Source organism: Skermanella rosea, assembly GCF_016806835.2.
Lineage (GTDB): Bacteria > Pseudomonadota > Alphaproteobacteria > Azospirillales > Azospirillaceae > Skermanella > Skermanella rosea.
This window is the reverse complement of sequence record NZ_CP086111.1, coordinates 418899-444980: the sequence shown is the minus strand read 5'-3', so window position 1 is coordinate 444980 and position 26082 is coordinate 418899. Positions and strand designations below refer to the sequence as shown.

Sequence of the window (26082 nt, the reverse complement as noted above, 5' to 3'; positions counted from 1 at the left end):
CGTCGACCGCACCACTTCCATACGGGTATCCGCAGTGTCGTTGAAGATTCGCCTGGCACCGGAAGAACGCATCGTCGTCAACGGGGCCCTGATCCAGGCCGATGGCCGCTGCACTCTGATCTTCCTGAACAACGTCTCGTTCCTGACGGAAAAGCACATCATGCCGCCGCAGTCCGCGTCGACCCCGGCACGGCGGATCTATTTCATGATCCAGAATTCATACATGGCGACCGACCAGGAACGGCCGCCGCTGCTCGAGACGCTGGAAGGCTTCGTCGACGACTTCCATGAGGCGACGACGGTCCCGGCGATCAAGGAAACGCTGGAGTCGATACGCTCGCTCGTGCAGCGGGGCGAATACTACCAGGCCCTGAAACTGGCCGACGCGGTGATGAAGCACGAGGACCGTTTCCTCGACCAGCCGAGCTGGCAGGACGCCAGACGGGCCTGAGGCGGCGTGGCGCTACACCGGCAACGGCTCGACGGGTCCGTGGCGGAAGGGGATCCAGTCCTTCTCCTCCGGCCGCCAGCGCAGGCCGTACGGCGACTTCAGGAAGATCCGGCTGGGCGGGTCGCCGCCCTCGCGAAGCGTACGCTCCACGTCCACTTGGTCGGAACCGCTGAAGAACCCGGTCCAGTAATCCGCCGGGCCGGGATCGGCGCCCAGGGTCCCGGCGATGTCCCGGGCGGCTTCGCTCAGCTGCCAAGCCTGCTCGACCTGTTCGTAGCTCATGCTGCTTCCTTCGGATCAGTCCCGTACGGGGAAGATGACGCGACCGGCCCCGGGGGTCAAGCGGACCGCGACGGTGCCGCACCCGCCGGCACGACCATGACGCGCACCTCCGGTCCTGCGCAACCCCGGCGGGGAGGGTGAAGGCCATGCTCGAACAGCTTGCGGCGGTGGCCCGCCGGCACCAGACCGACGGAAGGCCCGGCGAGGCCGAGGCGCTTTACCGCCAAGCCCTGGCCCTGGACGGGTCGGTGGCCTCGCTCCACCGTGCATTGGGCACCGCGCTGGAGGATCAGGGACGCGTCGAGGAGGCGGCGGGCTGCTACCGCAGGACCCTTGTCCTGGCACCCGACGACGCCGACGGCTGGTGCGACCTCGGCATGGCGCTGCGGCGCCTCGCGCGGACGGAGGAGGCGCTGGGCGCCTACCGGCGCGCGACCGTCCTGGAGCCGGGCTTCGTGGAAGCCTGGTTCAACCTGGGCAATGCCCTGACCGGCCTCGGCCGCTTCGAGGAGGCGATCCGGGCCTATCGACAGGCCCTTGCCCTGAGGCCCGGCGATCCCGAGACCTGGTGCAACCTGGGCAATGCGCTCCACGAGCGCGGCCGGATCGCCGAGGCCGCGGCGGCGGCGGGCATGGCCGTGGCGATTCGGCCCGACCACGCGCCGGCCCTGGTCAATCTGGGCAATGCGCTGATCGAGCAGGGCCGGTTCCGGGAGGCGCTGGCCCAGTTCCGCCGGGCGGCCCATGTCCGTCCGGCCGATCCGGCCTCCTTCGCCGGTGCCGGGATGGCGCTCCGCCAGCAGGGCCTGACCGAAGAGGCGAGGGCCTCGTTCCGGCAGGCCTGGAAGCTGTGCGGCGATCCCGGGCTGGAGGTGAAGGAGGCGCTGGCGCTCCCGATCATCCCGGAGTCGGAGGCGCATATCCGGGAGGTGCGGGAGCGGCTGGCCGACGGGGTGGCGCGGCTGACCGGACGGGGCATCCGGCTGCGCGACCCGCTGGCCCAGGTCGGCCAGACCTGCTTCTACCTGGCCTACCACGCCGCCGACGACCGTCCCCTCCAGGAGGCCGTCGCCGGCCTGTACGAGGCCGCCTGCCCCGACCTGCTCCAGGACCGCGCCGACCCGCCGGCCCGGCCCGACGGCCGCACCCATGTAGGCTTCGTCTCCCAGTACTGGCACCAGCACACCATCGCCAAGCTCAACCTCGGCCTGATCCGGAACCTCGACCGCGAGCGCTTCCACGTCACCCTGTTCACCACCCCCCACGCCGGCGACGCCATGCGCGACGCCCTGGTCCGCGCCGCCGACGCGACCGTCGAGCTGCCCCTCGACCTCAGGGCCGCCCGCGACGCGATCGCCACCCGGCGCCTCGACGTGCTGTACTACGCCGACATCGGCATGTCCGCCCTGACCTACTTCCTCGCCTTCGCCAGGCTCGCCCCGCTGCAGTGCCTGGCCTGGGGCCATCCCGACACCACCGGCATCCGCAACCTCGACCGCTTCCTGTCGTGCGCCGCCATGGAGCCGGACGGTGCCGAGCGCCACTACTCCGAGCGCCTGATCCGCCTGCCCGGGACCACCCTGCACTACGCGAGGCCCCGCCTGCCGGCCCGGCCCAAGCCGCGCTCCGCCTTCGGCCTGCCCGACGACGCCCGCCTCTATGTCTGCCCGCAAAGCCTGTTCAAGATCCATCCCGACTTCGACCGCGCCCTGGTCGAGCTGCTGCGCCGCGACCCGCGGGGCCTGGTGGTGCTGCTCTCGGGGCGCGACCGCAACCTGGACGGCCTGCTGCGCCGCAGGCTCGCCGCCGCCGGAGCGGACGTCGCGGCGCGCTTCCGCTTCCTGCGCCAGATGCCGCTGCCCGACTTCCTCAGCTTGGTGGCGTGCAGCGACGTCATGCTCGACCCGCTGCACTACAGCGGCGGCAACACCAGCCTGGAGGCCTTCGCGCTGGGCACCCCGATCGTCACCTGGCCCGGAGCCTTCATGCGCGGCCGCCACACCCACGGCTTCTACCGCCTGATGGGCCTCGACGACTGCGTCGCCCGAGACCACGCCCACTATGTCGACATCGCCCTCGACCTCGCCAGCCAACCAGACCGCAGGGCCCACGTCATCCGCCGCGTCCTCGACCGCGTCCCTCTCCTGTTCGACGACACCCAGAGCGTCCGGGCCATCGAAAACGAAATCCTCCGGACCCAATGAGCCTTTCTCCAGCGAAAAAGGCCGGAAGAGGGTTGCCCCTCTTCCGGCCCATGCCGCCCGCTACCCGGGACCGGACGGTCAGGCCGTCTTCTGGGCGACGAAGATCATGCCGAACACGGGCCGGCCGCCGCTGTTGCGAAGCTGCTCGCGCGCGACCGACAGCACCTTGAAGCCGGCATCGGCCAGGGCCTTCTGGACATAGGTCCGGCGGTGGGCGAACCGGCCGGCGGCCGAGACCTCGAAATCCGCCAGGAACGACTCCTCCACCGAGAAGGCGAACAGACCTTCGGACTCGACGACGGCCTCCACCTTGGCGAAGAACTCCTCCAGGCGACCGATATAGCCGCACACGTCCGCGGCGGCGACGACGGAATAAGCCCGGTCGATCTCCCCCAGGGAAACCTGCAGGTCGGCGGCCTCGAGCTGGTCGTAGATCTCCTTCTCCAGGGCCAGCTTCAGCATGTTCCGCGAGATATCGACGCCCTTCTGGAAGTCCGCGATGTCGCGCAGCATGACGCCGGTCAGGCCGGTGCCGCAGCCGAGGTCCAGCACGGAGGCGAAGCGGGTCCTGCCGGGGACTGCCTTCAGCAGGTAGCGCCGGATCAGCCCGGGAACGCGATAGCGCAGCTTCTCGATGACGTCCCGCTCGTAGAAGCTGGCATATTCATCGAACATCCCTTCCACGAAGTTCGCCGGGATCGAGTCCATGTCCTCGTCCCGCAGCAGGGAGAGCATGTGCTTCGATTTCCAGTTCGTCGGATCGAGCTCGACCGCCCGCTGGAACGCGGCGAGGGCATCGGCGTTGCGCCCGGGAATCCGGTGCAGCGCGTTGCCCAGGTTGTGGTACAGCTCGGGGGCCTCGACGATCGCCAGGGTCCGTCGGCACGCCTCGACGCTGCGGCCGTATTCCTTCAGCGAGTTCAAGGCGCTGGACAGGTTGACCGCGGCATCCAGCATATCCGGATGGACCGCCAGGACCGCCTCGAACAGCTCCACCGCCGCAAGGTGCTCGCCCTGCCCCATCATCGCGAGGCCCAGGTTGATGTAGAGCTGCGGATGCTGCTCCGGTTCGGAATTGTTGATCGCCTTGACATGGAAGACGACCGCCTCGTCGAACATCTTCATCTGCTGGAGATGGACCGCGAGGCTGTTCAGCAGTTCCCAGTCGCGCGGCCGGGCCATCACGGCGGTGGCGAGATCCTGGATGCCGTCGCTCAGTTCCCCCTGCCGGGCCCGGCAGGTGCCGCGCAGCGCCAGCAGGTCGGCATCCTCGGGCTGATCGATCATCGCGGCATCGACCGCGGAGCGGGCGCCGTCCAGGTCGCCGCGCGTCAGCAGGATCGCGGCGCGCTGCTTGAGGTCCGCCAACTTGGCGACGTCGGCCGGCATTTCCATGGTCATTTCAGCAGACATTCATCTTCTCCAGATCCCGGCGCTCGACCGGTGTTGCGGCGGACACCGCCGGCGCGGGGGAAAGCCACCGCCAGGGCTGGGGTGTCCGGCATCTCACGCAAAGAGGTTCAGCATGTACTTGTTGGCCCCCGTCGCCGAGGAGCCGTCGTCGGATGCCATCAGGAAACGCTGGGCCAGCTTGTCGACGAATTTCCCGTCCTTCAGGTCGGACAGCTTCAGCCGCTTCTCGATCGCCGCGGCCTGTGCTTCGACCGACTGGTTGGCGAGTTGCAACGGAAGGCCGAGCGCCGTGGTCACGACGTGGCGCATCCGCTGGTCGCCGAGGATCTCGTACGTGTTCTTGACGGACGAGGCGTTCTCCTTGAAGTACAAGGCCAGCGGAACCGCCGAGTTCTGCGATGCCAGTCCGGCATCGTACTTGTTCTTGACGTAAAGCTCGGCCAGATCCGCCTTGGTGCTCTCGCGCTGGATCGTGCCGAGACCGTTCTCGCCCAGCTTGAGAAGGCTGGCCGCCGTCTTGAAGCGCTTGTCGACAAGCTTGTTCATCAGGGCGTCGGGGTCGTCGGCCTTCTGGGTCAGGACCTTTTTGATCAGGCCCATCTTGCCGGTTTCCTTGCCCAGGTCGACGGCGTCCAGCACGAACTGGATCATCCGCCTGTCCTTGAAGAGGTCGTCGACGGACTTCACGCTCTGGATGTTCTTGTTGAAATAGTCCACCTCGGCCTTGACGTCCTTTCGGTCCGCCATCTTTTCAAGCGCCGCGTCGCCCTGCTTCAGGGCGAGCTTGTATGCGGCGATCGCCGGCATCTTGGCGAAGACGAGGCTGCTGGACATGGTCGGACTCCGCGGTGTCGTCTGATCGTCGGGACCGGCTCCCTTATGCCGAGGGGATTTCGGTCGGCAGACCCGCGGCGGCGGCCGTCTCGGGCTGGGCGGCAAGGCCTTCGATCATCTGGGTATTGATGTCGATCAGGAAATCGACATCGAGCGTGCCGGTGATGTTCTGGTCGATCTCGCGGATCACCGCCTGGCCGATCGAAATGATCTGCGCGCGGAGCGGAGCCGGCAGGCGGTTCTGGTCGTCCTGCAGCAGCTTGACGATGGTCATCCAGAGAAGCTTGTCGTCCGAGGCGGCGCGGACCAGGTCCATGCCGTTGGGATTCGCCTTGCCCTGGATCAGGCCAAAGGTGACTCGCTTGAAGAGATTGGCCTCTTGCGAACGATAATCGGTCTTCATCATCGCCGCTTGCTTGTAGGCATTGATCTTCGAGTTCATTGCCACTTCCGTTCAGAACTGCGATTTTCTGATGATTTGGGAGAAAGGGGACCGTCGGAAGGGCCTTGAGGCCGTCGTGCCCCCTCCGGGACGGTGCCCGGAGAGGGTTGGACGCGGGCGCGGCCTTAACGGAACAGGCCCAGCAGCGACTGAGGCGACTGGTTGGCGATCGATAGCGCCTGGCTGGACAGCTGCTGCTTCACCTGCAGGGACTGCAGCCGCGCGCTTTCCTTCGCGAGGTCGGCGTCGACGATGGCGCCCAGGCCGGTGTTGGTCGCGTCGGCGATCGCATTGTTGAACCCGATCTGGTTCGTGATGCGGCGGCTGTCGGCGGCCAGCTGGTTCATGGCGCGGCCGAGGTTGCTTTCCGCGTTGGCAAGAGCGCCGGTCGTCGCGATCAGCGTGGCGGCGGCCGAGTAGTCCGACGCGGCGGAAAGCTGGGCATAGACGGCGGTCGCCAGGTTCTGCGACGTCACCGTGATGTTGCCGCCGTCGATGTTGGAGATGATCGACTGGTTGGTGTCGGTGTTGATCAGGGTGATGTTGTTGTACTTGGCGTCCTTGATGAAGTTGTCGATGTCGTTCTTCAGCGTGTTGTACTGGTTCTCGTAGTTCGTGCGGTCCGCACCGGTCAGCGCCTGGTCGGCCAGCTTGGTGAGGACGACGCGGACGTCCTGGAGCGACTTGGAGATGTTTTCGCCGGCCTTGACGGCGACGTCGATCATGCCCTTGCCGACCGCGAGACGCTCGTTCACCGCGCCGATCGCCTTGACGTCGCTGCGGATGCCTTCCGCGACGGCATAGGACGCGCCGTCGTCATAGGCGTCGGCGACGTTCAGGCCGGTGCTGATGCGCTTCTGGGTGGTCGACAGCGAGTCGCTGACGTTGTTCAGGTTTTTCAGGGCGATCATCGCCCCGATGTTGGTATTAACCGAGTTGGCCACCGGTGCCTCCATTTTGGATAGATTGCGGTCTTCTTCCGCGAGTCGATGGTAAGCTCAGACCGTAAAAAGAGTCTTAATTGCCAGATTCCCGCAAGGGACATCCGCATCTTCAGTTGTATGCGGGACATCAGGGATTCCGCGGTTTCCCGCCCCTCCAGAAGGGGCGCGCCGATGGCTACCGGCGCCTTCTCACGGGAAAAGGGAAAGCAGCCTGTCAAAAAATGTCGCAGGGTTGTGATATGCCCGGCACCGCTCGCCCGCGGCAGGCCCGAGCGCCCGCAGATCCCGCCAGTCGCCGACCAGGCGGACGAGGGCCTCCTCGACCGAGTCCACGGTGAAATCAGCGGCGCGCGCGGGCGTGTGGCCGAGGCGGGCGGACTCCAGGTCCATCCAGGAGCCGGAGGTTATCAGCACCGGCTTGCCGGTCCCGACCGCCTCCAGATAGACGTGGGACGTGCGCACGTCGTAGATGTCGGGCTGGTAGGGAACCAGCACCGCGTCGGCGCTCGACAGCAGATCGAGATATTCCGCCTCGGACAGGTTCCGGTCCACGAAATCGACCTCGGGGAGGTCCTGGCGCCATTCCCCCAGCAGCGGCCCGAGCAGCTCCGGCCGACCGCACTGGATCGTGAAGTCGATGCCGGCCAGGGCGGCGGGGCGACGGCGCAGCGACTCGACGATCAGGTGGATGCCCTTTTCCTCCCGCGCCTCGCCCAAGTACACGAAACGGGGTCTCGATGATCTTCCGTCCCGGGCAGTCACGGCGGGATAGCGGATCGGGATCGGCAGGCTCGGCATCTCGAAACCGGCGAGCTTGCTGTAGAAGCGGGCCAGGCCGGCATTGTCGCACGCCATCATCACGCGCTCCGCCGGGAACTCGGTCCACAGCGAGACAGCGTAGCGCTCCAGCGCCACCGCGATCTCGTGATACGGGCGCGCCAGGTGGAACCAGGGCGGGAAGCGCAGGACCAGGCACACGCGCGGCTTCGGGTCCGGCAGGCTTCGGTACCACAGATAGAGGCCGACCATCTCGCTGCCCAGCACCGTGTGCATGACCACGATGTCGTCGGCTTCGAAATCGGCCGGCACGCCGTCGCACAGGTTGCGGCAGAAACTGGTGTTCTTGGTCGACCAGTTCTGGATCGGCGCCAGTTCCGGCAGGCCGGCGACCTTGGCGTAGGAGTGCAGGTCGAAGATCAGGCGGGCGTCGAACTGGTCCTCGATCGCCGGATCCATTCCCTTGAACCCGTAGAACACCGACTCAATCCCGTGGGCGGCCGCCTGCTCCCGCAGCACGAGGTCCAGGTGGTAGTGGTGGCCGGCCGTGCTGTCCAGGCCGGGATCGAGGACGACGAGCTTCATCAGGCTTCCCGCGTGAGGTCAACGCGGCTGGTTAGCACCGGGATGATTGACGAGTCGTGAAGGCTCCTCCCGCGCCGGACGGCGTTGCCGGGACGGACGTTACAGGAAGTCGATCAGGTTCACCTGCCGCAGGGTCGACGTCACCTTGTAGGATGCCTGGAGCTGGGTCTGGATCAGCTGCAGCTTGGTGATCGCCTCGGCCATGTCGACGTCCTCCACGTCGCCCAGGTTCGTCCTGGCCGTCTGGGCGGTCACGTCGTGCTGGTTGTCGATCGCCTCCATCCGCTCGTAGGTGGAGCCGAGGATGCCGACATGGTTGTCCAGGTTCTTGGCGGCGCTGTCCAGCGCGTTGCGCGTGGTGTCCAGCATGGTGGTGTAGTCGGTGAAGGAGCCGGGATTGGCCGTGTCGTAGGTCAGGGTCGCGGCGGTCGCCAGGCTGCGCAGGATCTCGCGGAACGGCGCGAGTTCCCCGGCGGGCGGGGCCGGGCTTTCCGGTCCGTTGGCTCGGACCTGGTAGCTGAGGTCGAGGTTGCGGTCCACGCGCGCGCGGAGCGGCGACGGATCGGCAGCCTGGAGCGCCGTCGAGAAATAGGTGTCGTCGGTCGCGATCGCCGTGGTCGCCGCCAGGGTCGCCGCGGCGCCGTTGGCGGCGAAGGCGGTCACTTCCGTCTCCACGTCGGTGAAGAACTGGGCGGAGTTGGGGAACGGCGGGTTGTCGATGTCGCTGCCGGCGAAGATATAACGCCCCTCCACCTGGGTGCCGAGGAGCTGCACGACCTCCTCGTAGCCGCGCCGGGCGATGTCCTGGACCACGGTCTGGTTGGGCGGCGGGTTGCCGGTCAGCTTGGTCAGCTGCTCGCGCACGTCGCGCGCCACGTTCTTGATGCGGTCCATGGTCTCGACCGCACTGGAGACCCGCAGCTTCGCGGAGGCGATGTTCTTCTGGTAGGTGTCCAGCTCGGTCACCTGGCCGCGCAGGTCGATCGACTGGCGCGCGTCGGCGCCCAGCCCGCCGTAGACGGACGTCTTCTTGCCGCTCGACACCTGCGCGGAAGTCTCGGTCAGGCGCTGCTGGATGGCCAGGTTCTGGGTTTGGAGCCGCAGGAACTGTCCGTTGGTCGAGATCGAGGTCATGGCCGGACTCCCTGGTCGGATCAGCGCAGGATCGAGATGAGGTCGTTGAACAGCTGCCGGTTGGTCGAGACGACCTGGGCGGAGCTGGAATAGGAACGCTGCAGCTGGATCAGGAGCGATACTTCCTGGTCCAGGTTAACGCCGGATTGATCGGACAGCTTGGTCCTCAGATGGTCGCGCAGCGTCGTGGCGGGTTCGAGCTGGGCGGTGGTGCTGGCCCGCAGGTTGGTCTGGTGGCTGACCAGTTCGGCGGCGAAGGACGCCAGCGTCGTGCTGCCGGGCAGCACGGTGCCCAGGTCGGCGTTGGGTCCGAGGCCGGTGGTATCGAAAGCCTGGTCGCCGCCCAGCACGCTGTCGACGATCGTGCGCAGCAGGTTGCTGTTCGCCGGGGCGGTGCCCGGGACGATCGGCGATCCGTCGCGCAGCAGGCTCGGCGTGTCGATGACGTCCTGCGCCACCCGGATCTGGTTGGCGAAGCCGACCGACGAGGTGGGCGGGGACGCGAGCGGGTCATCGACCGGAACCACGCCCGTGCTGTCGGTGAACAGGAGGAGCCCGGCGCCCTCGAACGCCTCGCCCATGGTCTGGGCCATCTCGTCGAGCTGGGCCTGGAACCGCGGCAAGGTCTGGTCGCGCAGCTGGAGCAGCCCGCCCAGGTTGCCGCCCTGCGCCAGCCTTGGGGTGACGTCGGTGCCGGTCGAGGGATCGCCCAGGCGGATCGGGCCGATGGCGCCGGGATATGCCGCCTGCGGGTTGATCGAGACCTGGGAGATGGACAGGGGCTGATAGCCGGCCTCCAGGTAAGGCTGGCCGAACCGGTCGAGGATCGAGACCGTGCCGTCGCCCCGGCGCATCACGTTGACCTCGATCTGCTCGGAGATCTTCCGCAGCGCCTCGTCCCGCTGGTCCTCCAGGTCGGGCTGGGGCTGGCCGGTGGCGGTCAGCGAGCGGATCTGCCGGTTGAGGTCGTCGACCCGCTGGAACTGGTTGTTCAGGTCGGTCAGCGCATCCTCGATGTCGACCTGGACCTGGGTCCGGATATCGTTGATCCCGTCGGCCACCCGGTTCAGCGTCCGGGCGACTGTGTCGGCCAGCGAGACCACCTCGTTCTGGAGCGGGACGGAGTTCGGCGAATCCATCAGCCGGGTGAAGCCGTCCTTCATCTGGTTGAGCACGTTGCCCAGGGAGCTTTCCGACTCGGGATCGCCATGCAGGGTCTCGACCTGGCCCAGGTACCGCTCCGTCACGCTCAGGTTGGCGACCCGGCTGCCCTGCTTGCGCACCTCGTTCTGAAGCGCGGTGTCGACCTCGCGCTCGACGTTGCCGGTCTGGACGCCGACGCTCTGGCCCTGGATGACCTGGGTATACTGGGTCTGGATCTTGCGCGTATAGCCGGGAGTGTCGGCATTGGCGATGTTGCGCGAGACGACGTCCAGCCCTTGCTGGACAGTCCGGAGTCCGCTCATCGCCGTGCGCAGGGAAACGTCGAGGCCCATCTGATCCACCATCACCCGCAGGCCCCGCCGGATGCGGTGCCTGTCGGCGATCCTCCAAGCAATCTCCGGGCCAGAAGGAGAATTCTTCGACCGCAAAGGGCCTTCGGGGCGTTGCCGACCGCCCGCGGGGTCGGCAACGAAGCTGCGCCGGCCCGGAGTCCCGGCAAAATCTGCCGGGGGCATGCATGCTTTGCCGGGATGCCGGAGCAGAGCGGCCGATACAAGGCATATGTCATTTATACTAATTTTGTTTCATGTCGCGACATGAAACCTTCTGCATTCGATGCTCCCGCGCCTGCCCCAGCCCGTCCACTCCAGTCCAGGACCGCGCAGCCATGCCACACCCGACGCTTCGCCAACGCCTGACCGGCCTTGCCGCCGGCCTGACAATCGCCGCCGGAGTCACGGGGAGCATCGGGGCCGCGGGTATCGTCGCGTCCAACCGGGCCGCCGACGACCTGATCGTCATGTCGGACGCCCTGGCCAGCCATCTGCTCGGCGACATGATGCACGACGCCCTGCGCGCCGACGTCCTGACCGCCCTGCTGTCCAGCGCCTACGGAACGCAGGAGAGCGACCATGACGCGACGCGCGAAGCGCTCGACGAGCATGCGGGGACCTTCCGCGCGGCGCTCCGGGCCAATGCGGAGCGGTCCGGCCTGGACCAGGAGATCAAGGCGGCCCTGGAGGAGGTCGAGCCGGCGCTCAACCGCTACATCGCCGCGGCGGAGACGATCGTCGGCCTGGCCCGGACCAGCCCGGTCGAGGCCCAGGTCCGCATGCCGGACTTCATCGAGGCGTTCGAGACCCTGGAGGAGCGCAACGGCGCCATTTCCGACCTGATCGGGCGCCGCAAGGCGGAACGTGCCCTGCACAGCGCCACGACCGGCCGCTTCACGATCGCGCTGACCGCGGCGATCACGCTGCTGACCATCGCCGCGGCGCTGGTCCTGTCGGTGCTCAGCGTCAGATCGATCACCCGGCCCCTCGCGCAGGCGGCCGCCGCGATCCAGGCGATCGGCGCGGGGCGGCGCGACGTGGCGCTCGACGGAACCGGGCCCGACGACGAACTCGGGAAGGTCACCAGGGCGATCCTGACCATGCAGACCCAGGCATCCGCGCTGGACGCGATGCGCGCGGCGGAGGACGCGCGGCGGGACGCGGCGTCGCGGGAAGCCCTGCGCATGGCCGAGGTCACCGGCCGCTTCAACGACGGAGTCGCCGGCGTCGTCGCCGCCCTCCTCGGGGCCGACCGGGATCTTCGCATGGTCGCCGAAGGGATCTCGGCCCAGGCCGCCACGGCGAGCCGCCAGGCGGTGGCCGTCCAGTCCGCCGCCGAAAGCACCGCGTCGTCGGTCGAGAGCATCGCCTCCGCTTCGGAGGATCTGGCGTCGTCGGTCAAGGAGGTCGGCGGCCGCACGGCCGAGGCCGCTGCCGTGACGAGGGAGGCGGTCGCCCATACCGGGCAGGCCGCCGCGCGCATCCGGGACCTGGAAGGCGCGGCGCAGCGGATCGGCGACGTCGTCCGCCTGATCAACGGCATCGCGAAGCAGACCAACCTGCTGGCGCTGAACGCCACCATCGAGGCGGCGAGAGCCGGGGAGGCCGGCAAGGGCTTCGCCGTCGTCGCGCAGGAAGTCAAGCTGCTGGCGAACCAGACCGCGTCGGCCACCGCCGAGATCTCGACCCAGGTCGCCGACATCCAATCGGAGACCGGCATGGCGGTGGAGGCGATGCGGGAGGTCGCGGCGACGGTCGAGCGGGTCAACGCGATCGCGACCGCCATCGCCGGGTCGGTCGAGCAGCAGAGCGCCGCGACCGAACGGATCGCGTCGAGCATGGCCGACAGCGCCGGGTCGGCACGGGAGATCACCGGCGGGCTCGGCAGCGTGACCCGGGCGATCCGCGAAACCGACGACGCGGTCGGGAGGATGACCGGCTCCGCCGTGCAGATCGCCCGGCAGATCGACACCCTGCGCGCCGAGGCGGCCCGCTTCACCGCCGAGTTCCGGGCCGGGAACACCTGACCGTCCGCGCCGGGCGGCAAAGACCGGGATGTCACCGGGGCCGCGCCGGTGTTACGGTGCGGCGGCCCAAGCCCCCACGGAACGATGCCTGCAGATGCTCGCCGAACTCCTCAAGACCGCCCAGCACCATCATGAAGCGGGACGCCTGGCCGAGGCGGCACGGGCGTGCCGGCAGGCGATGGCGCTGGCTCCTCCGGCCGGCACCCTGCTCGTGATCGGCCAGGTCGGCGCCCAGGCCGGCGACTGGGACCTGGCGGCCGACGCCTTCGGGCTCCTCGTGGCGGCGCGTCCCTGGGACCCGGACATCCTGCTGGAATACGGCATCGCCCGGCGGCACCAGGGACGGCCCGACGCCGCCGCCGAAGCCTACCGGCGCGCGATCGGCCTGGACCCGGGGATGATCGAGGCCTGGCTCAACCTGGGCCACGCGTTGCTGGAGCAGGGAAACCCGGCCGAAGCCGCCGGGGCCTTCGGGACCGCGGCGGCGCTCGCGCCGGATCAACCCCCGACCCATGCGAACCTGGGCATGGCGCTTCTGGCCGCCGGCGATCCCGCGGGGGCGGAGGCCGCGTTCCGCGGCTCCCTGGCGCGCGATCCGTCCGGCGTACCGGCGCTCGCCGGGCTGGGAACCGCTTTGGTCCGGCTGGGCCGCCTGTCCGACGCGGCCGAGGTCCATCGGCATGCCCTGGCCATCGAGCCCTCGCTCGCCTCCGCGTGGCACGACCTGGCCATGGTCCTGACCGCGCGCGAACTGCCGGAACAGGCGGCGGCCGCCGCCCGCCGCGCGGCCCTGTGCGACCCGACCGACCCCGCTGCCCCGTTGACGCTCGGCAACATCCTGCTCGTCCTGGACCGGCTGGACGGGGCCGAGGCGGCATACCGGCGCGCCGCGTCGCTGCGTCCCGACGGGGTGGAAGCCTGGAACAACCTGGGCTTCTGCCTGAACCGCCTGGGACGCCACGGCGACGCCCGCGACGCCCTGGCCCGGGCCGCGACCGTGGATCCCGGCTACGCCACCGCCTGGTCCAACCTCGGGGCCGCCCTCGCCGGCCTGGGCCGCCACGGCGAGGCCGTCGCGATGTGGCTGCGCACCCTCAGGGTCCGGCCCGACCATCCGGAGGCGCTGATCAGCCTGGCCAACGCCCGCCTGCGCGACCACCGGCTCGAAGCCGCCGCCGCGACGCTGGGCCATGCGCTGGCCGTGACGCCGGATTTCGCGCGGGCCCAGACGATGCTCGGCAACATCCTGCTGGACCAGGGGCATACCGGGCGCGCCCGGACGGCCTTCCGCCAGGCCCGCCGCCTGTGCGGCGATCCCGGGCTGGAGGTGAAGGAGGCGCTGGCGCTCCCGATCATCCCGGAGTCGGAGGCGCATATCCGGGAGGTGCGGGAGCGGCTGGCCGACGGGGTGGCGCGGCTGACCGGACGGGGCATCCGGCTGCGCGACCCGCTGGCCCAGGTCGGCCAGACCTGCTTCTACCTGGCCTACCATGCCGCCGACGACCGTCCCCTCCAGGAGGCCGTCGCCGGCCTGTACGAGGCCGCCTGCCCCGACCTGCTCCAGGACCGCGCCGACCCGCCGGCCCGGCCCGACGGCCGCACCCATGTAGGCTTCGTCTCCCAGTACTGGCACCAGCACACCATCGCCAAGCTCAACCTCGGCCTGATCCGGAACCTCGACCGCGAGCGCTTCCACGTCACCCTGTTCACCACCCCCCACGCCGGCGACGCCATGCGCGACGCCCTGGTCCGCGCCGCCGACGCGACCGTCGAGCTGCCCCTCGACCTCAGGGCCGCCCGCGACGCGATCGCCACCCGGCGCCTCGACGTGCTGTACTACGCCGACATCGGCATGTCCGCCCTGACCTACTTCCTCGCCTTCGCCAGGCTCGCCCCGCTGCAGTGCCTGGCCTGGGGCCATCCCGACACCACCGGCATCCGCAACCTCGACCGCTTCCTGTCGTGCGCCGCCATGGAGCCGGACGGTGCCGAGCGCCACTACTCCGAGCGCCTGATCCGCCTGCCCGGGACCACCCTGCACTACGCGAGGCCCCGCCTGCCGGCCCGGCCCAAGCCGCGCTCCGCCTTCGGCCTGCCCGACGACGCCCGCCTCTATGTCTGCCCGCAAAGCCTGTTCAAGATCCATCCCGACTTCGACCGCGCCCTGGTCGAGCTGCTGCGCCGCGACCCGCGGGGCCTGGTGGTGCTGCTCTCGGGGCGCGACCGCAACCTGGACGGCCTGCTGCGCCGCAGGCTCGCCGCCGCCGGAGCGGACGTCGCGGCGCGCTTCCGCTTCCTGCGCCAGATGCCGCTGCCCGACTTCCTCAGCTTGGTGGCGTGCAGCGACGTCATGCTCGACCCGCTGCACTACAGCGGCGGCAACACCAGCCTGGAGGCCTTCGCGCTGGGCACCCCGATCGTCACCTGGCCCGGAGCCTTCATGCGCGGCCGCCACACCCACGGCTTCTACCGCCTGATGGGCCTCGACGACTGCGTCGCCCGAGACCACGCCCACTATGTCGACATCGCCCTCGACCTCGCCAGCCAACCAGACCGCAGGGCCCACGTCATCCGCCGCGTCCTCGACCGCGTCCCTCTCCTGTTCGACGACACCCAGAGCGTCCGGGCCATCGAAAACGAAATCCTCCGGACCCAATGAAATCCGGCGGAACCCGAACTTCAGCGAAGCAAACGTTCCCGGCTGACCCCGCGTGGTCGCGCGCCGCCTTGTCCCCGGCCCCGATCACCCCAGCCTTTTCTCAAAAGTATTACACCCCATAGTGTAACTCCTTGTTGCAAGCTACTTTGAAGATGGACATAATCCCGGCCATCAACACCGGGCGGGGCAAGCTTCGAAGGCCACCCGCGATGTCCAGCAACGACTGCAAGCCAGCAACGACTGCAAGAGGGTGGCACTACAATGACCGAAACGATCGAATTGATTGCTCTCCCGCTCCAGCCCGGCGGCACCGTCATCGTCAAGGGCGTTCCGATCCACATGCAGGACGACGGCACGGTCATGGTCCCCGAGGGCACCCCGACCCTGACCCGCGAACAGTTGATCCTGGACGAGAAGGACGCCGACACGGCGACCAAGCGCATCTATTACGCGCTTCAGCTGATGACCCTCGACAGCGCCTCCGCCGGGATCTACCACGAGAAGCTGATCTCGCTGCTCGACGACCGGGCGGAGGCGACCGAGCTTCAGCCGGTGCTGCGCAGCCTGGCGATCATCTCGGAGCTGAGCCGCAAGGGCGAGTACCTCGCCGCGCTGGAGGTCTGCCGCCACCTGATCCAGTTCGACGATGCCCTGGTCCGCGAGTTTCCGGCCGGCTGAAGCCCGGCGGCATGGCGGATCCAGGCTTCCCCGGTTAGAGCATGTCCGATGAGTATCCGGCGGCCCCCACTTCCAGGGCCGCCTCTTCCGCGTCCATTCCCCCGTCCGGCGCCCTGAGCGTCGGGCTGCTTGCCGAAGCCGAACGGTCCCTTCTGGCCGGGAATCTCGTGATGGCGGCTTGGCTGTGCGAGGAGATCCGGCAGGTCGAGCCCGACTCCCCCGGCGCCCTCCACCTTCTCGGGCTGATCGCCGAACGGGAAGGACGCCTCTGCGACGCGTCCCGGCTCTTTCGCCAGGCGCTGGCATCGGAGCCGGGATTCGGTGCCGCCTGGCTCAGCCTCGCCTCGCTGCACCGGTCGAGCGGCAACCGGGAAGCGGCGCTGCTGTGCTGCCGCAGCGTGCTGCTGATCGACCCGGCCGACCGGGACGGCTGGTACAACCTGGGCAATGTGCTGCTCGACGACGGCTGCGCTTTCGCCGCCGCCGAATCCTATGGCCGCGCGCTACGGATCGACCGCCGTCACGACCCCGCCTGGCACAACCTGGGCATCGCCCTTCACCTGGCCGGCCGTTCCGACTCCGCCCTGACGGCCCTGGGCAATTCCGCCGCGTACCGGCCGGACAATCCGTCGACCTTTCACCAGATCGCGGTGGTCCGGTTCCGTGCCGGCGACCTGGGCGGCGCCCTCCGGGCGGTGGAGCGGCAGGCCCGGCTTGATCCGGCACGGCTCGACAGCAGCCTGATCCGGCTCCTGGCGATCGCCTTGCGCGACGCCGGACGGACGGGCGATGCGATCCCGATCACCGCGCTGGCGGTGGCGCACCGGCCGGAGGACGTCGACCTCAGGCATTGCCTCGGAATGCTCCATCTGGCCGTCCGCGACCTGACGGCGGCCGACGCGGTCTTCCGCACCACCCTGTGCCACGGCCCGGCCGATCCCTTCGCGCTGAATTCATACGGCGTGATGCTGAGCGGCATGGGCAGGCCGCGGGAGGGCGCCCGGCTGGTGCGGCGGTCCCTCCTGCTGCAACCCGGAAACGCGGAGATCCACAGCAACCTGCTGCTGACCCTCCAGTATGACGGGACGCTCGGCCCGGCCGACCTGAACCGCCTCCATGCCGAGTGGTACCGGCGCCACGCGCCCTCCGGGACGCCGCCGGCGCACCCGGAGGCAGTCCCCGATCCGGAGCGGCGGCTCCGCGTCGGCTACGTCTCGGCCGATTTCGGCCAGCATCCGGTGGGCTTCTTCCTCGGCGGGGTGGTCCTGCACCACGACCGCGACTCCTTCGAGGTCCACTGCTATTCGGCGCGCCGGCAGGGCGATGCCATGACGGACCGGTTCCGCCGCCTGGCGGACCACTGGCACGAGATCGCCGACATCGACGGTGCCGAACTGGCCGACAGGATCCGCGGCGACGGCATCGACATTCTGGTGGACCTGTCGGGGCATACGGCGAACAACCGCCTGCGCGCCTTCGTCCACCGGCCGGCGCCGATCCAGGCGACCTGGGCCGGATATGTCGGAACCACCGGCATCCCGGCCATCGACTACCTCATCTCCGACCCGCGCCAGACGCCGGACGGGGTCGATCCCCATTACGCCGAGCGGATCATGCGGCTGCCCGACTGCTATGTCTGCTACGAGCCGCCGCCCTATGCGCCGCCGGTCGGTCCCCTGCCGGCCCTCGGGTCCGGAGTCGTCACCTTCGGCTGCTTCAACAACCTCGCCAAGCTGGACGAAGCCAGCATCGCCCTGTGGAGCACCCTGCTGCGCGACCGTCCCGACCGGCGGCTGATGCTCCAGACCTTCGCGCTCGACGTTCCGGGCGTGCGCGACGCGGTGGCGGCCCGGTTCGCCGCCTACGGCGTGGCGCCCGGCCAGCTCGACCTGCGGCGGGCATCCGGACACGCAGGCCTGCTCCAGTCCTACAACTCGGTCGACATAGCGCTCGACCCGCTGGCCTATTCGGGCGGGCTGACCACGCTGGAAGCCCTGTGGATGGGCGTACCGGTGATCACGCTGCCGGGCGAGCGGTTCTGCACCCGGCACAGCCTGTCGCACCTGACCGCCGCCGGGCTCCCCGGCCTCGTGGCGGAGGATGCTTCGGGGTACCTGGCGCGGGCGGAGGGACTGGCCGCCGACCTCGGACGGCTGGCCGACCTGCGCGGCAGGCTGCGCGACCGGATGGCGGCCTCGCCGCTCTGCGACTCCGCCCATTTCACGCGGACGCTGGAAGCGGCTTTCAGGCGGATGTGGCGGGACCGGTGCCTTAGCGGAAGGATTGATTAACCATTTCGGCATAGTCTGGCTATATCTTTCGGCGGCACCCCGCCGGTTTCGCCAGCGCGGAAACGCTCATGAAGATCCTGGTTACCGGAGCCGCGGGCTTCATCGCGGGCTATGTCGTGGCCGAACTGCTCAAGCACGGGCACCAGGTCGTCGGCATCGACAATTTCAGCAAGTACGGCCCCGTCGCCAAGGCGCATGACGGCCATCCCGGCTACCGGTTCGTCTTCGGCGACTGCAAGGACGTGGGCCTGATGACGGAACTGGCCGCCGACTGCGACCGGATCGTCGCCGGCGCCGCGATGATCGGCGGCATCTCCTACTTCCACCAGTATGCCTACGACCTGCTGGCGGAGAACGAGCGGATCACCGCGTCGACCTTCGACGCCGCCATCGCGGCGCACCGGGCGGGACGGCTCTCCAGGATCGTCGTTCTGAGTTCCAGCATGGTGTTCGAGAGCGCCTCCACTTTCCCGACGCCGGAGAGCGAGATCACCCGCGCCCCTCCCCCCGCCAGCAGCTACGGGTTCCAGAAGCTGGCGGTGGAGTATTTCGCGCGGGCGGCCCACCAGCAGTACGGGCTGCCCTTCACGATCGCGCGGCCGTTCAACTGCGTCGGCGTCGGCGAGGGCAAGGCGCTGGGGGACGCCGAGATCATGAGCGGCAATGTCAGGCTCAGCATGTCCCACGTGCTTCCGGACCTGGCGCAGAAAGTGCTGAAGGGGCAGGATCCCCTGCATATCCTGGGGGACGGCGGCCAGGTGCGCTGCTACACCCACGGCAGCGACCTTGCCCGCGGCATCCGCCTGTGCGTCGAACGGGACGAGGCGCTGAACGACGACTTCAACCTGTCCACGCCGGAGCCGACCACCGTCCTGGAACTCGCGGCCCTGGTCTGGCGCGAGGTCCACGGCGACCGGCCGTTCCGCCACGCCAGCGACGCCCCCTTCGAATACGACGTGCAGCGCCGCGTTCCGGACACGGCGAAGGCCGCGCGGGTGCTGGGCTTCGCCGCCACGGTGCCGGTCGCCGAGAGCGTGCGCGAAGTGGTCGGGTGGGTGCGCGCGGAACTCGCCGCAGGCCGCCTGTGAGCTCCCGGCCAACCCGATCCCAGCCATCCGACGCGGGAGCCTCGGCGATGGATTACCAGCATGACCGCACGGTCTGCATCATCGGCCTTGGCTATGTCGGGCTGACGCTCGCCATCATCATGGCGGAAGCCGGCTACACGGTCCGGGGCGTCGAGCTGAACCGGGATTTCACCGACCGGATCGTCACGGGAAAGGCCCACTTCCACGAACCCGGCCTGGACGAACGGCTCGGCTTCCAGCTCGCAGCCGGGCGCTTCCATGTCAGCAACACGCTGCCCGACGATCCCGCCGTCTCGCTCTACATCATCACGGTCGGGACGCCGCTGGGGCCGGACGGCAAGGTCCGGCTCGACATGGTCAGGCGGGTCACGCGGGAGATCGCGGACCGGTTGAAGGACGGCGACGCCGTCGTCCTGCGCTCCACCGTCAAGATCGGCACCACCCGCGACGTCGTGATGCCGATCCTGGCCGAGACCGGGCGGGACGTAGACGTCGCGTTCTGTCCGGAACGGACGCTGGAAGGCCGCGCGCTCTACGAGCTGACGCATCTGCCGCAGATCATCGGCGCCACCTCGGAGCGCGGCTCGGTCCGACTCGCCCAGGTCTTCAACGCGATCACGCCGACGGTGATCCGGGTCCGGGATCCGGAAACCGCCGAGATGATCAAGCTCATCGACAACACCAGCCGGGATGTCGGCTTCGCCTTCGCCAACGAGGTGGCGCGGCTCTGCGGCGCGGTCGGCATCTCGGCCGCCGAGGTGATCACTTTCGGCAAGCTGGGCTATGCCCGGACCCAGTTGCCGATGCCCGGTCCGGTCGGCGGTCCCTGCCTGAGCAAGGACTCGCACATCCTGGTGGAGAGCATGACGGATCGCGGAGTCATGCCCGAGATCGCCGCGGCCGCGCGCACGATCAACGAACGGCTGATGGTCGAGACCGCCCGGTACATGGCCGGCCAGGTGCTCCCGTGGCGCCGCTCCGGCGCCCTCAAGGTCACCCTGATGGGCCTTGCCTTCAAGGGCCAGCCGGAGACCGACGACCTGCGCGGCAGCACGGCGATCCCCCTGCTCGCCGAGCTCCGCCGGATGATGCCGGAAGCGGTTTTCTGTGGTTATGATCCGATCGTTTCAGCCCAGGATCTGAGCGCGCTGGGATTGACCCCCCTGTCGGACCTGACGGAGGCGTTCGACCGGAGCCACTTGGTCGTCATCCACAACAACCACCCGGCGTTCCAGGCCATGCCGCTGTCACGGCTCTCGCGCGGAATGGCCCGGCCCGGCATGGTCTACGACTTCTGGAACAACTTCCTGCCGGAGCGGCTGACCCTGGATGCCGGCATCCGCTACGTGGCGCTGGGAACCCACTCCATGGGCGCGGATCATGCGGCATCCGCCGAGTGCTCCGGACAGTGATGCCCTCCCCAGGAGGGCACCGGCGGGCCGGGACGGATCAGGCCGAGATCGAGTTCAGCGAGGGACGGGCAGCGCCGAACGCGGCCCCGCCTTCCCCGGCTCCAGGGCCGGCCAGCCGCGGCGCGGGCGTCGGCACCGCGATGGGAATGGCCGGTCCGGCGGAAGCGGACACGGGATTCGCGGACGCGCCGCCGCCGGCCTGCCCAGCTTCCGACGGGCCGCCCGCGGGCTGGCCGAAGGCGACCCGGATCGGTTCGCCCTGCCGCGCCGGTTTCGTCGCGTCGGCTTGCTCCTGCTCCTTCGACCGCTCGGCGATGGCCCGGTTCCGATAGGCTTCAAGCTGCTTTTCGGAGGGATACTGAACCAGCACCTTGCCGTCGGATCCGTCGCGGTACTGGAGCACGGTGCGCTGCGTCTCGCTGTCGAGACGGACGACCGGGCTGAAGTAGCGGGAGGGTTCCGCCGCGGCACCGGCGGTCGGATCGGCTTCCTGCTGAGCCGTCCGCGGAACTGACTGCTGGGCGGGCGCGCGTACCGCCGCCGTTCCCTGCAGTGTGTTTCCGATGGCGTCCATCATAGCTGACCCAATACTGGTGATCCATGTGCATGGTCCCGACTCTTGCGGGAGGAGTCAAGGGATTCTTAACTGACGGCCGAAGAATCCCCCAAGCGCTATACCGTTTGTTAACATGTGACTCGCGAACAGTAGGAAAGTTAGCCAGCCCACGGACTTATGCACCACCGCACCGCCCGCGAATCCCGCCCATCGGGGTACTCTACCCCTTTGGAGCGACAAGATTTCCGCGAGTTAGCAGTTTTTTAAATTGGCGCTCGGATACTGACGCCCGCTGCCGACGGATGAGTAAGGATTCGCGAGGTAACCTGTCGCATGACAGCTCATAAAGAAGACCCGATGATGGACAGTGTCGTAGACCTGGCCTCGCGGGTGATGACGGAGGCAGATCTTCCGCCACCCGATACCAAGCGCTGGGTCATGAGGCGCAAGGCGGAAGTAGTTGCCGGGGTGCGTTGCGGGTTGATCAGCCTTGAGGAGGCCTGCCGTCGCTACACGCTGTCGGTCGAGGAATTCCTTTCCTGGCAACGACTGATCGACAGTCACGGGGTGCGCGGGCTGCGGGCGACCCGACTGCAGGACTATCGCCAGGGCGAGAAGGCGACCTTGGCCGAGTGAGGAGCCGCACGGGGCCATGTCCGGTCCCGGCCATTCCGCCGTTCGGCCGTCACGGCCGATTCCAGACGGCGCCCCGCTTTCCACCGGCATCCCGGGGCCGGTCCCCCATCCCGGAGGCCCCCTCCCGCTAGGCAGAATTTGCCGGGCAGGCATCGAAACCGGGCCATCTTAACCATCCATAAACGAAAATATCGTTACATTTCAGGCGAGTGACGGCCTGGGCCGGCGGCTGCGTCCGCACCCCGCCGAAGCAACGGTTTTGTAAGCCGCCATTCCCAAGCCGCCAAGGGCAGCCCGCTTGAACACGTTCCTCCAGACCCTGCGCAATCTCGGCCCGGTACGGCTGGCCGCCATGGGCGTGGTGGCGCTGGGCCTGATCGGCTTCTTCGTCTACCTGATGACCCGCCTGTCCACACCGGACATGGCCCTGCTCTACAGCGACCTCGACCCCAAGGACGGCGGCGCCATCGTGCGCCAGCTGGAAGAGCAGAAGATCCCCCACCAGGTCAACGCGGAAGGCACCCGGATCATGGTGCCGGCCGATCAGGTCGGACGTCTTCGGATGGTCATGGCCCAGGCCGGGCTGCCGTCCGGCGGCTCGATCGGGTACGAGATCTACGACAAGCCCGAAGGGTTCGGCACCACCAGCTTCGTCCAGGGCATCAACCACCTGCGCGCGACCGAGGGCGAGCTGGCGCGCACCGTCGCCACGCTGGGGCCGATCCAGCAGGCGCGGGTCCATCTGGTGCTGCCCAAGCGCGAGATGTTCAGCCGCAGCCAGCAGGCCGCCACCGCCAGCGTGTTCCTCAAGCTGCGCCCGGGGCAGCAGCTCAAGCGCGAGCAGATCGTCGCGATCCAGCACCTCATCGCGGCCGCCGTGCCCCAACTCGAACCGAACCAGATCTCGATCGTCGACGACCGCGGCAACCTGCTGGCCCGCGGCATGGGAGCCGGCAGCGAACAGCTCCTCCAGGCCAGCGCCGACGAGAAGAAGCTGGCCTACGAGCAGCGCACCACCCGGGTGATCGAGGACCTGCTGTCGCGCTCCCTGGGCTTCGGCAAGGTCCGCGCCGAGGTGACCGCCGACCTGGACTTCGACCGCATCACCACCAGCTCGGAGATCTTCGATCCCGAGAGCCAGGTCATCCGGTCGACCCAGACGGTCGAGGACAACAATGAATCGACCGACCGGGACGCGCTCGACCCCGTGACGGTCGCGAACAACCTGCCGACCGCCAATTCCAACTCCTCCGAATCCGCCGCGACCAGCCGCACCAAGGGCGCCCGGACCGAGGAGACGATCAATTACGAGATCAGCAAGACGGTCAAGAGCCACGTCCGCGAGTCAGGCCAGGTCCGCCGCCTGTCGGTCGCCGTGCTGGTGGACGGCCTCTACGCGCCGGGCGAGGACGGCACGCCGGTCTACAGCCCCCGCTCCCGGGAGGAAATGGCCCAGATCGAGACCCTCGTCCGCTCCGCCATCGGGTTCGACGCCGTCCGGGGCGACACGGTCGAGGTGATCAACATGCGCTTCGCCACGCCGGACGCGGAGTTCGCCGACGCCGGCGCCACCTTCCTGGGCATGGCGAAGGAGGACCTGTTCCGGATCGCCGAGATGATCGTGCTCGCGATCGTCGCGATCCTGGTGATCCTGCTGGTCATCCGCCCGCTGATGGCCAAGGCCTTCGAGCGGGGCGACGACAGCGCCGCGGAGGAGGAGGCGGAGCGCCTGCTGACCGACCAGACCGCCGCCCAGGCGCAGCTCATGGGTCCGGGGGCGCTGGCCCAGGACCTGGCGCTGGAAGACGCCCAGGCCGGCGAGGAGCTGGAACAGATGATCGACATCAACCGCGTCGAGGGGCGCGTGCGCGCCTCGTCGCTCCGCAAGGTCGGCGAGATCGTGGACAAGCATCCGGAAGAGGCCGTCTCGATCATCCGGAGCTGGCTGTACCAGGAAACCTGATCCGGTGAACGGGGAGAATTGAGCCGTGGCAGCGCTGCGCATCCGTGAAGACTACCGCACCCTGACCGGGCCGGAGAAGGCCGCCATCATGATGCTGGCGCTGGGCGAGGAGCACGCGACCAAGCTGTTCACCCACATGGACGACGAGGAGATCCGCGAGCTGTCGCAGACCATGGCCAACCTGGGCACGGTCAGCGCCAACATCATCGAGCGGCTGTTCGTCGAGTTCGCCGAGCAGATCTCCTCCACCGGGTCGCTGGTCGGAACCTACGAGAGCACCGAACGGCTGCTCATGAAGGTGCTGGACAGCGAGAAGGTCAACCAGATCATGGAGGATATCCGTGGTCCGGCCGGCCGCACCATGTGGGACAAGCTGGCGAACGTGAACGAGACGGTGCTCGCCAATTACCTGAAGAACGAATATCCGCAGACCGTGGCCGTGGTGCTGTCCAAGATCAAGGGCGAGCACGCGGCCCGCGTCCTGGCCCAGCTGCCGGAAAGCTTCGCCATGGAAGTGGTGATGCGCATGCTGCGCATGGAATCGGTCCAGAAGGAGGTGCTCGACGACGTCGAGCGCACGCTGCGCACCGAGTTCATGTCGAACCTGGCGCGCACCAGCCGGCGCGACGCCCACGAGATGATGGCCGAGATCTTCAACAACCTGGACCGCAACACCGAGAACCGCTTCCTGGCCGCCCTGGAGGAGCGCAACCGCGACAGCGCCGAGCGCATCAAGGCGCTGATGTTCACCTTCGAGGACCTGTCGAAGCTCGACCCCTCGGGCGTCCAGACGCTGCTGCGCGTCGTCGACAAGCCCAAGCTGGGCCTCGCCCTCAAGGGCTCGTCGGAGACGCTGCGCGACCTGTTCTTCACCAACATGTCGGAACGCGCCGCCAAGATCATGCGCGAGGACATGGCGGCCATGGGCCCGGTGCGCCTGCGCGACGTGGACGAGGCCCAGATGTACATGGTGCAGGTCGCCAAGGACCTGGCCGCGCGCGGCGAGATCGTCATGGCCGAGGGCAAGGGCGAAGACGAGCTGATCTACTAGGCCCGGCCGGAACCACGGAGGTCAGACCCCGACCATGTCATCGACCCGCAAGTTCCTGTTCGACACCGAGTTCGACGTGGACGTCGCGCGCCGGCGCGAGGAGCGCCTGGCCGCCGAGTCCGTCGCGGCGAAACCGCCGCCTCCCGAACCGGAGGAGCCGCCCCCGCCGCCCGAGCCGGTGTTCAAGTCGGCCGACCTGCTCCAGGCGCACGAGGACGGCTACGCCGACGGCTTCGCCAACGGCAAGGCGCAGGCCGAGGCGGCGATGGCCGCCCGGATCGCCGCCACGCTCGACCGCCTGGCCGACCAGATCGAATACATCGTGCAGAGCGCCGCCGAGAGCGCCGCGCGCCAGCGCGAGGGCGTGATCGAGATCGGCGCCGCGATCGCCCGAAAGCTGCTGCCCGACTTCGCCCGGCGGCAGGGCACGGCGGAGATCGAATCCATGATCGCCGCCTGCGTCAGCGACCTGATCGACGAGCCCCGGCTGGTGATCCGGCTAGCCGACGCCGACCTGGACGCGCTGTCCGAGCGGATCGACGCGATCACCGCCCGGCGCGGCTTCGCCGGCAAGGTCGTGCTGCTGGCCGAACCGACGGTCGCTCCCGGGGACTGCCGGATCGAGTGGGCCGACGGCGGGGCGGAGCGCGACAGCGCCCGCCTGTGGCAGGACATCGACAGGGCCGCGGCCCGCCTGCTCGACCCCGGCCTGCATCCGGCGGGCGCGAACCATGCCCCGGGGCATGCCTCCGGCCAGTCCGCCCCCTTCGCGGCGGCAGCGCCGTCCACCGTAATCGACAGCTAGGAGAGGCCCGATGGCCAGCAAGGACAGCTTTTCGCTCGACGAACTCGACGGCGGCTCCCGCGATGTCGCCGAATTCGACAGCCATGCGGCCAAGGACCTGGAGGCGATCTACGACATCCCGGTCCAGATCTCCGCGGTGCTGGGCAAGGCGACCATGCAGGTCAGCCAGCTCCTCAAGCTCGGCCGCGGCGCCGTGGTGGAGCTCGACCGCAAGGTCGGCGAGGCGATCGACATCTATGTCAACAACCGTCTGGTGGCGCGCGGCGAGGTGGTGGTCGTGGAAGACCGGCTGGGCGTGACCATGACCGAAATCATCAAGTCCGACCGGTCTTGAGCGCTTCGGCCGGAACGGTT

22 protein-coding genes are annotated in these 26082 nt (G+C 68.6%); 13 read left to right on the top strand and 9 right to left on the bottom strand.

The annotated features are described in order from the left end of the window. Nucleotides 1-34: 34 nt before the first annotated feature. Entirely contained in the window at nt 35-451 is a 417-nt protein-coding gene (locus JL101_RS02075; RefSeq protein WP_203096866.1) for a flagellar biosynthesis repressor FlbT, read from the top strand. A gap of 12 nt (nt 452-463) precedes the next feature. Here JL101_RS02075 and JL101_RS02070 read toward each other — a convergent pair whose 3' ends face one another. Further along, nucleotides 464-733, bottom strand: a complete 270-nt coding sequence (locus JL101_RS02070) for a hypothetical protein (RefSeq protein ID WP_203096865.1) — start codon at nt 731-733, stop codon at nt 464-466. Nucleotides 734-879: 146 nt separating this feature from the next. Between JL101_RS02070 and JL101_RS02065 the strand changes: the two genes are divergently transcribed. Continuing rightward, entirely contained in the window at nt 880-2937 is a 2058-nt protein-coding gene (locus tag JL101_RS02065; RefSeq protein WP_203096864.1) for an O-linked N-acetylglucosamine transferase, SPINDLY family protein, read from the top strand. Nucleotides 2938-3015: 78 nt separating this feature from the next. On the opposite strand, the gene JL101_RS02060 is transcribed toward JL101_RS02065, so the two are convergent. The 7 genes from JL101_RS02060 to flgK all read right to left on the bottom strand — a co-directional run bounded on the left by JL101_RS02060 (nt 3016) and on the right by flgK (nt 10574). Further along, entirely contained in the window at nt 3016-4350 is a 1335-nt protein-coding gene (locus JL101_RS02060) for a tetratricopeptide repeat protein (protein WP_203096863.1), read from the bottom strand. A gap of 93 nt (nt 4351-4443) precedes the next feature. After that, a complete protein-coding gene (locus JL101_RS02055; protein WP_203096862.1) occupies nt 4444-5184 on the bottom strand; it encodes a DUF1217 domain-containing protein in 741 nt (246 codons plus the stop codon). A gap of 43 nt (nt 5185-5227) precedes the next feature. Next, nucleotides 5228-5626, bottom strand: a complete 399-nt coding sequence (locus JL101_RS02050) for a flagellar biosynthesis regulator FlaF (RefSeq protein ID WP_158047161.1) — start codon at nt 5624-5626, stop codon at nt 5228-5230. Nucleotides 5627-5751: 125 nt separating this feature from the next. Then, nucleotides 5752-6570, bottom strand: a complete 819-nt coding sequence (locus JL101_RS02045) for a flagellin N-terminal helical domain-containing protein (RefSeq protein WP_203096861.1) — start codon at nt 6568-6570, stop codon at nt 5752-5754. 189 nt (nt 6571-6759) lie between these two features. Continuing rightward, on the bottom strand, nt 6760-7932 hold the full coding sequence (locus JL101_RS02040) for a glycosyltransferase family protein (protein ID WP_203096860.1): 1173 nt from the start codon (nt 7930-7932) through the stop codon (nt 6760-6762). 99 nt (nt 7933-8031) lie between these two features. Next, a complete protein-coding gene (locus JL101_RS02035) occupies nt 8032-9066 on the bottom strand; it encodes a flagellin (RefSeq protein ID WP_203096859.1) in 1035 nt (344 codons plus the stop codon). Nucleotides 9067-9086: 20 nt separating this feature from the next. After that, nucleotides 9087-10574, bottom strand: a complete 1488-nt coding sequence (gene flgK / locus JL101_RS02030; protein ID WP_203096858.1) for a flagellar hook-associated protein FlgK — start codon at nt 10572-10574, stop codon at nt 9087-9089. A gap of 323 nt (nt 10575-10897) precedes the next feature. Between flgK and JL101_RS02025 the strand changes: the two genes are divergently transcribed. From JL101_RS02025 to JL101_RS02000, 6 genes are all read left to right on the top strand, one after another. After that, nucleotides 10898-12589: a methyl-accepting chemotaxis protein gene (locus JL101_RS02025; protein ID WP_203096857.1), complete on the top strand. Its 1692-nt coding sequence runs from the start codon at nt 10898-10900 to the stop codon at nt 12587-12589. 94 nt (nt 12590-12683) lie between these two features. After that, nucleotides 12684-15248, top strand: a complete 2565-nt coding sequence (locus JL101_RS02020) for a tetratricopeptide repeat protein (RefSeq protein ID WP_203096856.1) — start codon at nt 12684-12686, stop codon at nt 15246-15248. Nucleotides 15249-15509: 261 nt separating this feature from the next. Further along, nucleotides 15510-15926, top strand: a complete 417-nt coding sequence (locus JL101_RS02015) for a flagellar biosynthesis repressor FlbT (RefSeq protein ID WP_203096855.1) — start codon at nt 15510-15512, stop codon at nt 15924-15926. Nucleotides 15927-15967: 41 nt separating this feature from the next. Continuing rightward, nucleotides 15968-18217: a tetratricopeptide repeat protein gene (locus JL101_RS02010; RefSeq protein ID WP_203096854.1), complete on the top strand. Its 2250-nt coding sequence runs from the start codon at nt 15968-15970 to the stop codon at nt 18215-18217. 68 nt (nt 18218-18285) lie between these two features. Beyond that, nucleotides 18286-19305, top strand: coding sequence for an NAD-dependent epimerase/dehydratase family protein (locus tag JL101_RS02005; RefSeq protein ID WP_203096853.1), 1020 nt, complete (start codon nt 18286-18288; stop codon nt 19303-19305). A 47-nt stretch (nt 19306-19352) separates the two neighbouring features. Further along, the gene (locus tag JL101_RS02000) at nt 19353-20717 is read left to right on the top strand and encodes a nucleotide sugar dehydrogenase (RefSeq protein WP_203096852.1); all 1365 of its coding nucleotides are present in this window, start codon (nt 19353-19355) and stop codon (nt 20715-20717) included. Nucleotides 20718-20754: 37 nt separating this feature from the next. Here the strand turns inward: JL101_RS02000 and JL101_RS01995 are convergent, their stop codons facing one another. Next, the gene (locus tag JL101_RS01995) at nt 20755-21294 is read right to left on the bottom strand and encodes a hypothetical protein (RefSeq protein ID WP_203096851.1); all 540 of its coding nucleotides are present in this window, start codon (nt 21292-21294) and stop codon (nt 20755-20757) included. Between the two features lie 312 nt (nt 21295-21606). Here JL101_RS01995 and sciP point away from each other — a divergent pair, with 312 nt between their 5' ends. The 5 genes from sciP (at nt 21607) to fliN (ending at nt 26062) form a co-directional block, all read left to right on the top strand. Further along, nucleotides 21607-21909, top strand: a complete 303-nt coding sequence (gene sciP / locus JL101_RS01990; RefSeq protein WP_158047171.1) for a CtrA inhibitor SciP — start codon at nt 21607-21609, stop codon at nt 21907-21909. 298 nt (nt 21910-22207) lie between these two features. Beyond that, a complete protein-coding gene (gene fliF, locus JL101_RS01985; protein WP_203096850.1) occupies nt 22208-23872 on the top strand; it encodes a flagellar basal-body MS-ring/collar protein FliF in 1665 nt (554 codons plus the stop codon). 88 nt (nt 23873-23960) lie between these two features. Continuing rightward, nucleotides 23961-24923, top strand: a complete 963-nt coding sequence (gene fliG / locus JL101_RS01980; RefSeq protein ID WP_407697029.1) for a flagellar motor switch protein FliG — start codon at nt 23961-23963, stop codon at nt 24921-24923. A 34-nt stretch (nt 24924-24957) separates the two neighbouring features. Then, complete coding sequence (locus JL101_RS01975) at nt 24958-25728, top strand: FliH/SctL family protein (protein WP_203096849.1); 771 nt, start codon at nt 24958-24960, stop codon at nt 25726-25728. Nucleotides 25729-25738: 10 nt separating this feature from the next. Then, nucleotides 25739-26062: a flagellar motor switch protein FliN gene (gene fliN, locus JL101_RS01970; RefSeq protein WP_158047175.1), complete on the top strand. Its 324-nt coding sequence runs from the start codon at nt 25739-25741 to the stop codon at nt 26060-26062. Nucleotides 26063-26082 lie beyond the last annotated feature (20 nt).

What these genes read in the sequence shown, in the direction of transcription:
- JL101_RS02070 (WP_203096865.1), bottom strand. Translation starts at nt 733, where the DNA reads ATGAGCTACGAACAGGTCGAGCAGGCTTGGCAGCTGAGCGAAGCCGCC.
- JL101_RS02065 (WP_203096864.1), top strand. Translation starts at nt 880, where the DNA reads ATGCTCGAACAGCTTGCGGCGGTGGCCCGCCGGCACCAGACCGACGGA.
- JL101_RS02060 (WP_203096863.1), bottom strand. Translation starts at nt 4,350, where the DNA reads ATGTCTGCTGAAATGACCATGGAAATGCCGGCCGACGTCGCCAAGTTG.
- JL101_RS02055 (WP_203096862.1), bottom strand. Translation starts at nt 5,184, where the DNA reads ATGTCCAGCAGCCTCGTCTTCGCCAAGATGCCGGCGATCGCCGCATAC.
- JL101_RS02050 (WP_158047161.1), bottom strand. Translation starts at nt 5,626, where the DNA reads ATGAACTCGAAGATCAATGCCTACAAGCAAGCGGCGATGATGAAGACC.
- JL101_RS02040 (WP_203096860.1), bottom strand. Translation starts at nt 7,932, where the DNA reads ATGAAGCTCGTCGTCCTCGATCCCGGCCTGGACAGCACGGCCGGCCAC.
- JL101_RS02035 (WP_203096859.1), bottom strand. Translation starts at nt 9,066, where the DNA reads ATGACCTCGATCTCGACCAACGGACAGTTCCTGCGGCTCCAAACCCAG.
- flgK (WP_203096858.1), bottom strand. Translation starts at nt 10,574, where the DNA reads ATGGTGGATCAGATGGGCCTCGACGTTTCCCTGCGCACGGCGATGAGC.
- JL101_RS02025 (WP_203096857.1), top strand. Translation starts at nt 10,898, where the DNA reads ATGCCACACCCGACGCTTCGCCAACGCCTGACCGGCCTTGCCGCCGGC.
- JL101_RS02020 (WP_203096856.1), top strand. Translation starts at nt 12,684, where the DNA reads ATGCTCGCCGAACTCCTCAAGACCGCCCAGCACCATCATGAAGCGGGA.
- JL101_RS02015 (WP_203096855.1), top strand. Translation starts at nt 15,510, where the DNA reads ATGACCGAAACGATCGAATTGATTGCTCTCCCGCTCCAGCCCGGCGGC.
- JL101_RS02010 (WP_203096854.1), top strand. Translation starts at nt 15,968, where the DNA reads ATGTCCGATGAGTATCCGGCGGCCCCCACTTCCAGGGCCGCCTCTTCC.
- JL101_RS02005 (WP_203096853.1), top strand. Translation starts at nt 18,286, where the DNA reads ATGAAGATCCTGGTTACCGGAGCCGCGGGCTTCATCGCGGGCTATGTC.
- JL101_RS02000 (WP_203096852.1), top strand. Translation starts at nt 19,353, where the DNA reads ATGGATTACCAGCATGACCGCACGGTCTGCATCATCGGCCTTGGCTAT.
- JL101_RS01995 (WP_203096851.1), bottom strand. Translation starts at nt 21,294, where the DNA reads ATGATGGACGCCATCGGAAACACACTGCAGGGAACGGCGGCGGTACGC.
- sciP (WP_158047171.1), top strand. Translation starts at nt 21,607, where the DNA reads ATGACAGCTCATAAAGAAGACCCGATGATGGACAGTGTCGTAGACCTG.
- fliG (WP_407697029.1), top strand. Translation starts at nt 23,961, where the DNA reads ATGATGCTGGCGCTGGGCGAGGAGCACGCGACCAAGCTGTTCACCCAC.
- JL101_RS01975 (WP_203096849.1), top strand. Translation starts at nt 24,958, where the DNA reads ATGTCATCGACCCGCAAGTTCCTGTTCGACACCGAGTTCGACGTGGAC.
- fliN (WP_158047175.1), top strand. Translation starts at nt 25,739, where the DNA reads ATGGCCAGCAAGGACAGCTTTTCGCTCGACGAACTCGACGGCGGCTCC.